We start from the raw sequence: 12,094 nt of genomic DNA on the forward strand, positions 1-12,094 counted from the left end.
AAAACGGCCCCACTCCTCGACCAGCGAGAACCACGAACCCGCTCCCCCACCACCAACTCGACGACCGGCCCCACCTTACGGAACCGGGCCCACGATAGATCATGGGCCCGGTTACCGGGCCCGGGCCCGGGAAGAAGCGAGAAGGCGGGCATCCGCTCCCCGACTCGACGACCGGGCCCACCTTACGGAACCGGGCCCACGATAGAACATGGGCCCGGTTACCGGGCCCCGGCCCGGGCCCGGGAAGACGCGAGAAGGCGGGCATCCGCTCCCCGACTCGACGACCGGGCCCACCTTACGGAACCGGGCCCACGATAGAACATGGGCCCAGTTTCCGGGCCCGGGCCCCGAACATATCCATGGCTGGATCGACCGGGGCTGGCTGCGGGTGACGGGGCAGGGCGGGGCGGGGTGCCACACCCCACTGGAGACGGCTAAGTCGCGGGGGCCTCGGCGACGAAGAGCTCGCTCACGGAGTTGTAGTACTGGTCGGTTCTCCCCTTGTGCGTCATACCGATGCGCAGGCAGACCCGTTGCGACGGACGATTGCTCGGGGTGGTCACGGCCACCACCCGGTCGAGTCCCGTCTTCCACCCTTCGGCCAGTACAGCGGATGCCGCCTCGGTCGCGTAGCCGTGGTGCCACGCGTTCGGGTGAAAGTGCCAGCCGATCTCGGTATCCCCCGACGGTTCAAGCGGCGTGACCGGGCTCGAGGCTGGGATCGACTTGAGCAGCAGGTTCCCGAAGATTTCGCCGGTGTCAGCATCCGTTACGGCCCTGATGGCGTGAATGGGGTGTTCCATTCCCTGCCACCGGGTGATCACGGCGATCGCCTCGGCGCGGTCGGTCATCACCCGCGGATGCAACCCGATGTGTTGCTGCACGGACCACAACGAGTACAACCCGAAGACGAAGTCGGTGTCATCGAGGGTCCAGGGGCGCAGCAGCAGGCGTTCGGTTCGAAGAGTGTCCACGTCGACATCTTGCCACCCACACCTGCCCGACCCCTGCACCGAGCTCGCGCCTCGAGACAGCTACTCGACGAAAATTCCGGCGAGCGTCTTCTTGCCGCGACGCAGTACAGCCACTCCCCCGGGAAGCACCGATCCTTCGATGGTCAGGTCGACGCTCGTGACCTTCTCGTTGTTCAGGTAGACCCCGCCCTGCTGCACCGCGCGGCGCGCTTCACCGAGACTCTTCGACAATTCCGTGTCGACGAGCAGCTGCAATACGGTGGCGTGCGGCGCCGTCGTGGTGTGCGGAAGTTCGCGCAGCGCGGCCTCGAGGGTATCGGGGTCGAGTTCGGCAAGGTCGCCCTGGCCGAACAGCGCCTCGGCGGCGTGGATGGCAGCATCCGTCGCCGCCTGGCCGTGCACGAGGCTGGTCACCTCGAGGGCGAGTCGGCGCTGCGCTTCCCGGCGGAACGGTTCGTTTTCGACAAGCTCGGCGAACCGATCGATTTCGATCCGTGACAGAAACGTGAACACCTTGAGCCGAAAAACCACGTCGGCATCGTCAGTGTTGAGCCAGAACTGGTAAAAGGCGTAGGGGCTCGTCAGGTTGGGGTCGAGCCAGACCGCGTTGCCCTCACTCTTGCCGAATTTGGTGCCGTCGCTGTTGGTGATGAGCGGCGTGCCGATCGCGTGCACGCTGCCGCTTTCGGCCCGACGGATGAGATCGGTTCCGCTCGTGAGATTGCCCCACTGATCGCTGCCACCGGTCTGCAACACACAGTTGTAGCTGCGGAACAGTTCGAGGTAGTCCAGGCCCTGCAGAATCTGGTAGCTGAATTCGGTGTAGCTAATGCCGGCATCAGAATTTAGCCGCGCGCTGACAGCATCCTTTTTGAGCATCGTGCCGACGCGGTAGTATTTGCCGATTTCGCGCAGAAAATCGATCGCGGAAAGCGGTGCGGTCCAGTCCAGGTTGTTCACCAGGGTGACGGCGTTATCGCCCTCTGAGCTCAAGAACCGCGAAACCTGGGCCTGCAGGTAGCCGACCCATTCTGCGACGGTATCGGTCGGGGTCAGCGTGCGCTCGGCGGTCGGGCGCGGATCCCCGATGAGTCCGGTGGATCCGCCGACCAGTCCAAGCGGATGATGCCCGGCCAGCTGCAGGCGCCGCATTAGCAGCAGCTGCACGAGATTGCCGAGGTGCAGGCTCGGCGCGGTCGGGTCGAATCCGCAGTAGTAGGTGATCGGACCGCCATCGAGCAGCGCTTTGAGCTCGGTCTCGTCGGTGGAGACGTGCACGAGGCCGCGCCAGTTGATCTCCTCCCAGACGGAATCGAAAGAGGGATCGTTGGTCTGCTGGGCGAGGATGGTGGGGTCTGACACGCGTTCAGATTACCAGCCGTGGCGGTCTCGACGAGTTGCGGGCGGCATCCGCCCGTCTCGACGAGCAATTTAGCCTAAAACCTATATCTCATTTGATTTAGCCTGTGACCTGAATTATGCTGAATGCAGGACGGAGCCTCAGCCCATGTTTGTCATCACCGCTGACCAGATTGACAGCCGCAACGATCACGATCGAGCGCGGGAAATGATCGCGCGACTCGTGGACCAGAGCCCGCACGCATACAGTCTGCCGCCCGACCAGACGGCGGGCGATGAGATCCAATTGCTTGTCTCGACGGCCCGGCCGACGCTCGACGCCATTCTCACGCTGCACCGTTCCGGCCACTGGAGCGTCGGACTCGGGGTGGGCACCGTACGCACTCCCCTGCCGGCGTCGACCCGGCAGGCCACCGGTGGCGCGTTCATCGCAGCCCGCGAGGCCGTACTTCGGGCCAAGAAGACCGAGGCGCACTTTGCGCTCGACGTCGGTCACACGGATGCCGCAGCCCCCGGCATCGAGGCACTCCTCACCATGCTCCTGCTGCTGCGTCAACGCCGCTCCCCGCAGGGCTGGCGGGCCGGTGATCTGTTCGAAAGCGGACTGGCCCAGACCGACATCGCGGACAGGCTCGGCATCACCACCGGAGCCGTGAGCCAGCGGCTCAAAGCGGCGCAGTACCGGGTCGAGCAGGCCGCACGGCCGGCGTTGGTTAGGCTGCTAGAGCAACTCGATGCTGGCCCCACCACCGGCCCGAACGAAACGGAACCCGCATGACTTTCACCGTTCTCACGTTTCTATACTGGGTCGCCCTACTCCTGGTCACCCTCGCCGCGCTCACCAGCGCCGCGATCGCCTTCAAGTTGCATCGGCAGCTCTACGCCGTCGCCGCCATCGCTGGACTGGCCGTCGCGCTGGTGTTGGCCGCTGTCCCCGTCGGGCCCGGCCCGAGCGCTTTCGGCATTGTGCTCGGCATGCTCGCCCTGGCCCTCGCCGTCATCGGCGGCGGCCCCGTCGCGGTACTCGCCCTCGATCTCGCCACCAACAACTCGGTGCCGCCGGGCCAGCACGGTGGAATCATGGTTCTGAACGCCGGAAAACCGGCCCCGACCATGGCCGGACTCAGTGACCCGGAGACCCACGAGGTGCTGCGCGGGGGTGTGACCATCGGCATCCTGGAACGTCTCGCCGTGGCCGGCGCTATTCTGGCCGGCTTCCCCGAGGCCATCGCCGTCGTCGTCGCCATCAAGGGTGTCGGCCGGTTCACCGAGCTGGCCGCGGCCGAATCGCGTGAGAGGTTCATCATCGGCACCCTGTCGAGCCTCACCTGGGCCTGTGCCTGCGCTGCCCTCGTGCCGATGGCACTGGTCTAGCGCCGCTCTTTTCGACGGCCTGAACGGATGCCTCCCCCGGCATCCAAAACCACCACGGGGACACGATTCCACGCGCCAACCCCACTGACTCGTCAGCCGGGCTGGACGCGTTCGGCACGGTTACCGGCTGAGCGCCGCCGTCAGGTCGCGTACCCGGTTGACCAGGTGGGCCCGCTGCTCGGCGACGCGCACCGGCGCGGTTCCGCCGGCGCCGTCGCGGCTGTCGACCGATCCGCGGATGGTGAGCACCTCGCGCACCTCCGGAACGAGGTGCGGCGAAATCGCCAGCAGCGCCGCGTCGTCGACCTCGTGCAGGTCGAGTCCGTTCGTCTCGGCGAACTTCACCAGGGAACCGGTGATCTCGTGCGCATCACGGAACGAAACGTGGCGTTTGACCAGCCATTCGGCGACATCGGTGGCGAGGGAGAACCCCTGCGGCGCGAGCTCGGCCATCCGCTCGGTGTGGAAGGTGAGGGTCGCGACCATGCCGGTGAAGGCGGGCAACAGTACTTCGAGGGTCTGGATCGAGTCGAAGACCGGCTCTTTGTCTTCCTGCAGGTCGCGGTTGTAGGCGAGCGGCAGGCCCTTGAGCGTGGTGAGCAGCCCGGTGAGGTTGCCGATCATGCGGCCCGACTTGCCGCGAGCGAGCTCGGCGATGTCTGGATTCTTCTTCTGCGGCATGATCGAGGACCCGGTGGAATAGGCGTCGTCGAGGGTGACGAACCCGAATTCGCGGGTGTTCCAGAGAATGATCTCTTCGGCCAGCCGCGACATGTCGATGCCGATTTGCGCGGTGATGTAGGCGAATTCGGCGACCAGGTCGCGGCTCGCGGTGCCGTCGATGGAGTTCTCAACCACGGCGGCGAAGCCCAGGTCGACGGCGACGAGATGCGCGTCGAGACCGAGGGTATTACCGGCAAGGGCGCCGGAACCGTAGGGGGACGCATCCGCTCGCCGGCCCCAGTCCGCGAAGCGGTCGAGGTCGCGTACCAGCGGCCAGCAATGCGCCAGCAGGTGGTGGGCGAGCAGCACCGGCTGGGCGTGCTGCAGGTGGGTGCGGCCGGGCATGATGGCCCCGGAGTGCGCTTCGGCCTGAGCGGCGAGGGCGTCGATCAGTTCGATGACGAGGGACGCGAGAATGGCGGCGTGGTCGCGCAGCCACATGCGCACAAGCGTTGCGACCTGGTCATTGCGGCTGCGGCCGGCGCGAAGTTTGCCGCCCACCTCGACGCCGATGATGTCGATGAGGCCACGCTCGAGGGCGGAGTGTACGTCTTCATCGGCTTCGGCTGGCAGAAATTCGCCGGCCACGACGGCGCGCTCGAGTTGTTCGAGCGCGCCGACCATCTGGTTCAATTCGGTGTCGGTGAGATATCCGGCGGCGGCGAGGGCCCTGGCGTGCGCGCGGCTGCCCTGCAGGTCGTATTCGGCCAGCATCCAGTCGAACTGGGTCGACTTGCTCAGCCGTGCCAGTTCCGGCGACGGTCCCCCGGCGAAACGGCCGCCCCAGAGGGCACCAGCTCGGCCGGCGCGGTTTTTCTCACTCGACACGGATGCCCTACTTCGCGGCGGCGTCGCGTCGTGCGGCGACCTTGCTCGGCAGCGACCACAGTTCGATGAATCCCTTGGCCATGGTCTGGTCGAAGGAGTCGCCGGTGTCATAGGTGGCGAGGTTGAAGTCGTACAGGCTGGTCGTGCTCGAACGCCCCGTGACGACGGCAGTGCCGGCGTGCATTTTCAAACGGATGTCGCCGGTCACGTACTTCTGAGTGTCCTCGATGAACACGTCGAGGCTCTTCTTCAGGCCGGAGAACCACAGGCCGTCGTAGACGAGCTCGGCCCATTTGCTCTCGACGCCGCGCTTGTAGCGGGCGACGTCACGTTCGACGGTCATGTTCTCGAGCTCTTCGTGGGCGGCGATGAGCGCCATTCCCGCGGGGGCTTCGTAGATTTCACGGCTCTTAATGCCGACCAGACGGTCCTCGACGATGTCGATGCGACCGACACCCTGGTCGCCGGCGAGACGGTTCATGAGCTGGATCATCTGCAGCGGGGTGACCTTCTTGCCGTCGATGGCGACGGGCACACCCTGCTCAAAGGAGATGACGACTTCGGTCGGGGCGCGGGTGATCGACGGGTCCTGCGTGTAGGTATAGAGGTCTTCGATCGGCGCGTTCCACGGATCTTCGAGGAATCCGGTCTCGACGGCGCGACCCCAGACGTTCTGGTCAACCGAGTACGGGCTCTTCTTGGACTGCACGATGGGCAGGTCGTGCTTGGCGGCGTACTCGATGGCTTTGTCGCGGGTCAGCGCGAAGTCGCGCACCGGGGCGAGCGAGGTCAGCTCGGGGGCGAGCGCGGCGACGGCGGCTTCGAATCGAACCTGGTCGTTGCCCTTACCGGTGCAGCCGTGGGCGACGCTGTCGGCGCCGAGTTCCTTGGCGGTGGAGGCGAGGTACTTGGCGATCAGCGGGCGGCTGATGGCCGAGACCAGCGGATAACGCTTCTGGTACAGGGCGTTGGCCTTGAGTGTCGGAATGATGTAGTCGTTGGCGAACTCGTCCTTGGCGTCGATGACGATGGATTCGACGGCGCCGCAGTCGAGGGCGCGCTGACGGATTACGTCCATGTCTTCGCCCTCCTGTCCGACGTCGACGGCGAGGGCTACAACCTCTTTGCCGGTGGCATCTTTGAGCCAGCCGATGCCGACCGAGGTATCCAGTCCGCCCGAGTATGCGAGTACAACGCGTTCCGCCATGGTTCTCCCTAAAATCTTGATCTGTCTAAAGTTTACGTGCTGTGGCGCGGCCCCCCGGTCGCCCGGTCGCCCGCCCGCTTCTCTCGCTCTTTCCGGGCCCGGGCCCGGAAAGCGGGCCCATGATCTATCGTGGGCCCAGTGACCGGGCCCGGGCCCGGTCAGAAAGCATGAGAGCGGATGGCCGCGCTCGGGTCGGTCAGGCCGCGTTGTGGGCGAGCAGCCAGACCAACAGCGCCTTCTGGGCGTGCAGGCGGTTCTCCGCCTCGTCCCAGATGATGCTCTGCGGGCCGTCGATGACGTCGGCGGTCACCTCGTAGCCGCGGTCGGCCGGTAGGCAGTGCATGAAGTGCGCGCCCGGCTTGGCTAGGCTCATCAGTTCCGCGTCGACCCGGTACCGGCCGAGGTCGCCGAGGCGCGCGGCCTTCTCCTCTTCCTTACCCATCGACACCCAGGTATCGGTGATGACCACATCGACACCGGTGACGGCCTCGCGCGGGTCGGTGAACAGCGCGACCGAGCCGCCGGTCTGGGCGGCGATGGCGGTCGCATCCGCTACGACCTGATCGGTGGGGGTATACCCGACCGGCGACGCGATACGCACGTGCATCCCCGCTGTCGCGCCGGCGAGCAGGTAGGACTGGCCCATGTTGCAGGCGCCGTCGCCGAGAAAGGCGAGGGTCTGGCCGGCCAAGTCGCCGCGGTGTTCCCGGATGGTGAGCAGGTCGGCGAGCAGCTGGCAGGGGTGAAAATCATCGCTGAGCGCGTTGATGACCGGCACCGTGGTACCGAGCGCCATTTCTTCGAGTCCGGCCTGACCGTAGGTGCGCCAGACGATTGCGGCGACCTGGCGTTCCAGCACGCGAGCGGTGTCGGCGGCGGTTTCCTTGCCGCCGAGCTGGCTGTTCGCGGTGCTGATGATGAGCGGGCTGCCGCCGAGGTCGGCGATGCCGACCGCGAAGGACACCCGAGTGCGGGTCGAAGACTTGTCGAAAATGACCGCGACGGTCTGCGGGCCATTGAGCGGGCGCACCGCGAATCGGTCTCGCTTCAGCTCCAGGGCCAGGTCGAGAATCTCGGCCTGTTCGGCCGGGGAGATGTCGTCGTCGCGCAGGAAATGGCGGGTCACGGTGTCACTTTCGGTTGGAATGCTTTTAGCGGGCAAGCGGATGCCGCTCCAGCGGCCCCGCACGGTTCCCAGCAAGCACAGAGGGATTCGTCCAGCCTAGAGGCTGGCCAGGGCTCGCCCGAACCGGTCCTGGAAGTCGGCGATCTCGGTGTCACCCACGATCAGCGGTGGGGCGATTCGAATGCTGGTCTCATTGGCGGCGTTGACGATCAGGCCCTCGGCCAAAGCGGCAGCTCCCAGCTTCAACGCAACCGGTTCGGTCAGGCCGATGCCGAGCAGCAGTCCACGCCCACGCACTTCCTCGATCCAGGGAGACTTGAAACCGAGAATGATCTCGCGCAGCTGCTGGCCCCTTAAGGTGGCGTTGGCGGCGAGATCGTCGCGTTCGATCACGCCGAGCACCGCGTTCGCGGTCGCGGTCACCAGCGGATTCCCGGCGAAGGTCGAGCCGTGCTGGCCACGGCGAAACAGCTCGGAGGCCCAGCCAAAGGTGACCAGCGCACCAATCGGCACACCGCCGCCCATCCCTTTGGCGATGGTGACAGCATCCGGAAGAATATCGGCGTGGTTGTAGGCGAACCAGGCGCCGGAACGAGCGATTCCGGTCTGGATCTCATCGAGGATGAGCAGCACACCGTGCTCGGTGCACAGCTCCCGCGCACGCTTCAGATAGCCATCGGGCAGGTCGATGACGCCGGCCTCGCCCTTGACCGGTTCGAGAAACAGTGCGGCGACGGTGTTGTCGATGGTCGCTTCGAGTGCCTTGATCGTGCTGTCGATGTGTTCGACGCCGCCGGGAACCGGTTCGAAGGCCTCGCGCATGTGCGGTTTGCCGGAGAGTGCGAGGGCTCCCATGGTGCGACCGTGGAAAGAGTCGTGCAGCGAAATAATGCGGTTGCGGTGGCCCTTATTGTTGAGGCGGGCCAGTTTGAACGCGGCCTCGTTGGCCTCGGCACCGGAGTTGCAGAAGTAAACCCGACCTTCGTCGCCGGCGCCGGTGATGCGCTTGAGACGTTCGGCCAGTTCGATCTGCGGCGGCGTGGCGAAATAGTTGGAGACGTGGCTGATCGTGCCGATCTGCTTCGTGACGGCGGCGACGACCTCGGGGTGGGCGTGGCCGAGCGAGTTCACGGCGATGCCGGCCAGAAAGTCGAGATACTGGGTGCCTTTTTCATCCCAGACATAGCAGCCCTCACCGCGCACGAGCATGGCCAACGGCGGGCTGAAGGTTTTCATCATCGCATCGGCGAAACGGTCTTGCCAGGGATGTTGAGTCATGCGGGTACTACCTCCGTGCCGATGCCGCTTCCAGTAAAAATTTCGAGCAGGATCGAGTGCGGCACTCGCCCGTCGATGATCGCGGCCTTGGCGACGCCGCCGTCGACGGCGTCGAGGCAGGCGGTCATTTTGGGGATCATGCCCGATTCCAGCTGCGGAAGCAGACCGCGCAGCTCGACCACGTCGATGATCGACACCAGCGAATCCCGGTTCGGCCAGTCTCGGTACAGCCCGGCGACGTCGGTGAGAATCACGAGCTTCGCCGCGCCGAGCGCGATCGCGAGTGCGGCAGCAGCAGCGTCGGCGTTGACGTTGAGGGACTGGCCGGGGACATCCGTATCGGGGGCGATCGACGAGACCACCGGGATGCGGCCTGCCGCGAGCTGGGCGAGCACCGCTTCGGGGTCGACGTCGATGACGTCGCCGACCAGTCCGAGGTCGACTTCTTCGCCGTCGATGACCACGCCGCGGCGTCTTCCGCGGAACAGGCCGGCGTCTTCGCCGGACAGTCCGGCGGCGAGCGGACCGTGCTGGTTGATGTGGCTGACCAGGTCGCGGTTGATCTGGCCGGTGAGCACCATGCGCACCACGTCCATCGCTTCGGGCGTGGTCACCCGGTAGCCGCCGCGAAACTCGCTCTCGATGCCGAGGCGCTTGAGCATGGCCGAGATTTGCGGGCCGCCGCCGTGCACGACGACCGGGCGAATTCCGGCGTAGCGCAGGTAGACCATGTCCTCAGCGAAGGCACGTTGCAGCTCTTCGCTGACCATGGCGTTGCCGCCGAATTTTACGACGATGATCTGGTCGTGAAAGCGTTTGAGCCAGGGCAGCGCTTCGATCAGCGTCGCCGCTTTAACGGATGCTTCGGCCTGGCTGGTTTCGTCTGCGTGGGTGATGTCGGTCATATTCAGCTCGAGTACGCGCTGTTCTCTTCGACGTAATCGTGGGTGAGGTCGTTGGTCCACAGCGTGGCCGTTTCACTACCCGCGTGCAGGTCGATCAATACAGTCACGGCGCGGCCCGAGAGGTCGACGAGTTCGCGCGGCTGGTCGGGCTCCCCCGCTGTGCAGACCTGCACACCGTTGATGGCGACATCGATGCCGTAGGGGTCGAATGCGGCGTCCTGAACCGGTACCGTTCCGACGGCGGCGAGCACGCGGCCCCAGTTGGGGTCGTTGCCGAAGATGGCCGACTTGAACAGGTTGCTACGCGAGACAGCGCGGGCCACGGTGACGGCTTCGTCGTCGGAGACGGCGTTGGTGACCGTGATCGCCACGTCGTGCGCGGCGCCCTCGGCATCACCCTGCAACTGCAGGACCAGGTCGCGGCAGGTGTCGGTGAGCGCTTTGCTGAATTCCGCGTGGTCGGTGGGGACGGCACTCGCCCCGGAGCAGAGCAGGCTCACGGTGTCGTTGGTCGACATGCAGCCATCAGAATCGAGGCGGTCGAAAGTGACCCGGGTCGCCGCGCGGAGCGCAGTGTCGAGGTCGGTCGAGCTGAGCACGGCGTCGGTCGTGATGACGACAAGCATCGTGGCCAGTCCCGGCGCGAGCATACCGGCACCCTTGGCCATTGCGCCAATGCTCCAGCCGTGAGGCGAGGTGTGGGAGGCCTGCTTCGGGCGAGTGTCGGTGGTCATGATCGCTTGCGCGGCCAGGAGGCCGGCGTCGGGCGTGGTGGCGGCATCCGTTTTGATGGCGAGGGTAGCGTCCCAGACGCCGGCGGTGACCAGGTCGAGGTCGAGCTGTTCTCCGATCAGCCCGGTGGAGCAGACCAGGACGTCGCCGGAGGAGATGTCGAGGCGCGTGGCGACCGCTTCGGCGGTGGCATGGGTGGTCTGGAAGCCGATGCTGCCGGTATAACAGTTAGCACCGCCCGAGTTGAGCACGATCGCGCTGACCCGGCCGTCGCTCATGACCTGGGTGCTCCAGATGACGGGGTTGGCCTGGCAGCGGTTACTCGTGAACACGGTCGCGGCGTTCTGCAGCGGACCGAGATTTTGCACGAGGGCGAGGTCGAGCCCGCCGGACTTTTTCAGGCCGGCGGTGACACCGGCAGCAGCAAAACCGGCGGGAAGGGTGACACTCACGGAGCAACTCCATTCAGGGTCAGACCGAGCGTTTCGGTCAGGCCCAGGGCAATGTTGGCGGATTGGATGGCAGCGCCTGCGGTGCCCTTAACAAGATTATCGATGGCGGTGATCGTGACGACCCGGCCGGCTGCTATGTCGACGGCCAGGCCGATCAGGGCGGTGTTCGCGCCGAGAACGTCAGCCGTGCGCGGAAAGCGCCCCTCGGGCAGCAAGTGCACGAACGGTTCGTCGGCGTAGGCGCTCTGCCAGGCGGCGCGCACGGCCGCGGCGCTGGTGCCCGGCACAATTCGAGCGGTCGCGGTGGCGAGGATACCGCGGGCCATCGGCACGATCACCGGGGTGAACGAGATGGTGGCGTTGGTTTCAGAGCCGGCCCAGCGCAGCGACTGCACGATCTCGGGAATGTGCCGGTGGGTGCCGCCGACGGCGTAGGGGTTGGCCGAGCCGAGGATCTCGGCCGCGAGGTTGGGTAGCTTCAGGCTCTTGCCGGCACCGCTCGGGCCGACGGCGAGCACCGCGACGAGGTCCTGCGCCTCGATCACGCCGGCCTGGATGCCGGGAGCCAGGGCGAGGGCGACCGTGCTGGCGTTGCAACCGGGGGCGGCGATGCGGCGGGCACCGACCAGTCGGTCGCGCTGCTTGCCGGTGCCGATCAGCAGTTCGGGTACGCCGTAGCTCCAGGCGCCGAAGTAGTCGCCGCCGTAGAACGCGGCCCAGTCGTCGGGGTTCTCGAGGCGATGGTCTGCGCCGCAGTCGATGACGAGGGTGTCGGCCGGCAGGTGCGCGGTCAGCTCGCCGGATTTTCCGTGCGGCAGGGCGACGAAGACGACGTCATGCCCGCTGAGGTTTTGCGGAGTCGTGTCGACCAGGGTCAGGTGGGCGAGAGAACGCAGCGATGGTTGCACATCGATGAGGAGCTGCCCGGCATTGCTGTGCGCGGTGACCGTGCGCACCTCGAATTCGGGGTGTCCGGCGAGCAGCCGCAGCAGTTCGCCGCCCGCATACCCGCTCGCGCCCGCCACTGCCACCGAAAAAACCATGGGTTAAACCTAGCGCGGCCCCGGCGGCCCCGGTTCCGCATCGGCGCGCGGCGTCATGCGCGAGTTCGGTGCGGTCCCGGCCGCTTCCGAACG

The 12,094-nt window shown here is 66.2% G+C and carries 11 protein-coding genes; 2 read left to right on the forward strand and 9 right to left on the reverse strand.

Annotated features, from left to right (window positions below; genetic code table 11):
* Positions 1 to 434: 434 nt before the first annotated feature.
* Together E3O45_RS05455 and tyrS are read right to left on the reverse strand one after the other, a co-directional pair.
* The gene (locus E3O45_RS05455) at positions 435 to 974 is read right to left on the reverse strand and encodes a GNAT family N-acetyltransferase (protein WP_092449814.1); all 540 of its coding nucleotides are present in this window, start codon (positions 972 to 974) and stop codon (positions 435 to 437) included.
* 60 nt (positions 975 to 1,034) lie between these two features.
* Positions 1,035 to 2,336, reverse strand: coding sequence for a tyrosine--tRNA ligase (tyrS, locus tag E3O45_RS05460; protein ID WP_134442380.1), 1,302 nt, complete (start codon positions 2,334 to 2,336; stop codon positions 1,035 to 1,037).
* Between the two features lie 145 nt (positions 2,337 to 2,481).
* Between tyrS and E3O45_RS05465 the strand changes: the two genes are divergently transcribed.
* Together E3O45_RS05465 and E3O45_RS05470 are read left to right on the forward strand one after the other, a co-directional pair.
* Positions 2,482 to 3,111: a DNA-binding protein gene (locus tag E3O45_RS05465; protein WP_134442381.1), complete on the forward strand. Its 630-nt coding sequence runs from the start codon at positions 2,482 to 2,484 to the stop codon at positions 3,109 to 3,111.
* The gene (locus E3O45_RS05470; protein ID WP_134442383.1) at positions 3,108 to 3,707 is read left to right on the forward strand and encodes a hypothetical protein; all 600 of its coding nucleotides are present in this window, start codon (positions 3,108 to 3,110) and stop codon (positions 3,705 to 3,707) included. The genes E3O45_RS05465 and E3O45_RS05470 overlap by 4 nt, the downstream gene beginning before the upstream one ends.
* Positions 3,708 to 3,827: 120 nt before the next feature.
* Here the strand turns inward: E3O45_RS05470 and argH are convergent, their stop codons facing one another.
* From argH to argC, 7 genes are all read right to left on the reverse strand, one after another.
* On the reverse strand, positions 3,828 to 5,258 hold the full coding sequence (argH, locus tag E3O45_RS05475; RefSeq protein ID WP_241985239.1) for an argininosuccinate lyase: 1,431 nt from the start codon (positions 5,256 to 5,258) through the stop codon (positions 3,828 to 3,830).
* A 7-nt stretch (positions 5,259 to 5,265) separates the two neighbouring features.
* Positions 5,266 to 6,465 carry an argininosuccinate synthase gene (locus E3O45_RS05480; RefSeq protein ID WP_134442387.1) on the reverse strand — a complete coding sequence of 400 codons (1,200 nt, stop codon included), beginning with the start codon at positions 6,463 to 6,465 and terminating at the stop codon, positions 5,266 to 5,268.
* Positions 6,466 to 6,661: 196 nt separating this feature from the next.
* A complete protein-coding gene (gene argF / locus E3O45_RS05485; protein WP_134442389.1) occupies positions 6,662 to 7,591 on the reverse strand; it encodes an ornithine carbamoyltransferase in 930 nt (309 codons plus the stop codon).
* 96 nt (positions 7,592 to 7,687) lie between these two features.
* Positions 7,688 to 8,869, reverse strand: coding sequence for an acetylornithine transaminase (locus E3O45_RS05490; protein ID WP_134442391.1), 1,182 nt, complete (start codon positions 8,867 to 8,869; stop codon positions 7,688 to 7,690).
* Positions 8,866 to 9,774, reverse strand: a complete 909-nt coding sequence (argB, locus tag E3O45_RS05495; protein ID WP_134442392.1) for an acetylglutamate kinase — start codon at positions 9,772 to 9,774, stop codon at positions 8,866 to 8,868. Before argB ends, E3O45_RS05490 begins: the two co-directional genes overlap by 4 nt.
* A gap of 2 nt (positions 9,775 to 9,776) precedes the next feature.
* Positions 9,777 to 10,958 (reverse strand): bifunctional glutamate N-acetyltransferase/amino-acid acetyltransferase ArgJ, encoded by a 1,182-nt coding sequence (gene argJ / locus E3O45_RS05500; protein WP_134442394.1) that lies wholly within the window; start codon positions 10,956 to 10,958, stop codon positions 9,777 to 9,779.
* Positions 10,955 to 12,001 carry an N-acetyl-gamma-glutamyl-phosphate reductase gene (gene argC, locus E3O45_RS05505; protein WP_134442396.1) on the reverse strand — a complete coding sequence of 349 codons (1,047 nt, stop codon included), beginning with the start codon at positions 11,999 to 12,001 and terminating at the stop codon, positions 10,955 to 10,957. The genes argJ and argC overlap by 4 nt, the downstream gene beginning before the upstream one ends.
* Positions 12,002 to 12,094: the final 93 nt, after the last annotated feature.

Source organism: Cryobacterium sp. TMS1-20-1 (assembly GCF_004402355.1).
Classification (GTDB): Bacteria; Actinomycetota; Actinomycetes; order Actinomycetales; family Microbacteriaceae; genus Cryobacterium; species Cryobacterium levicorallinum.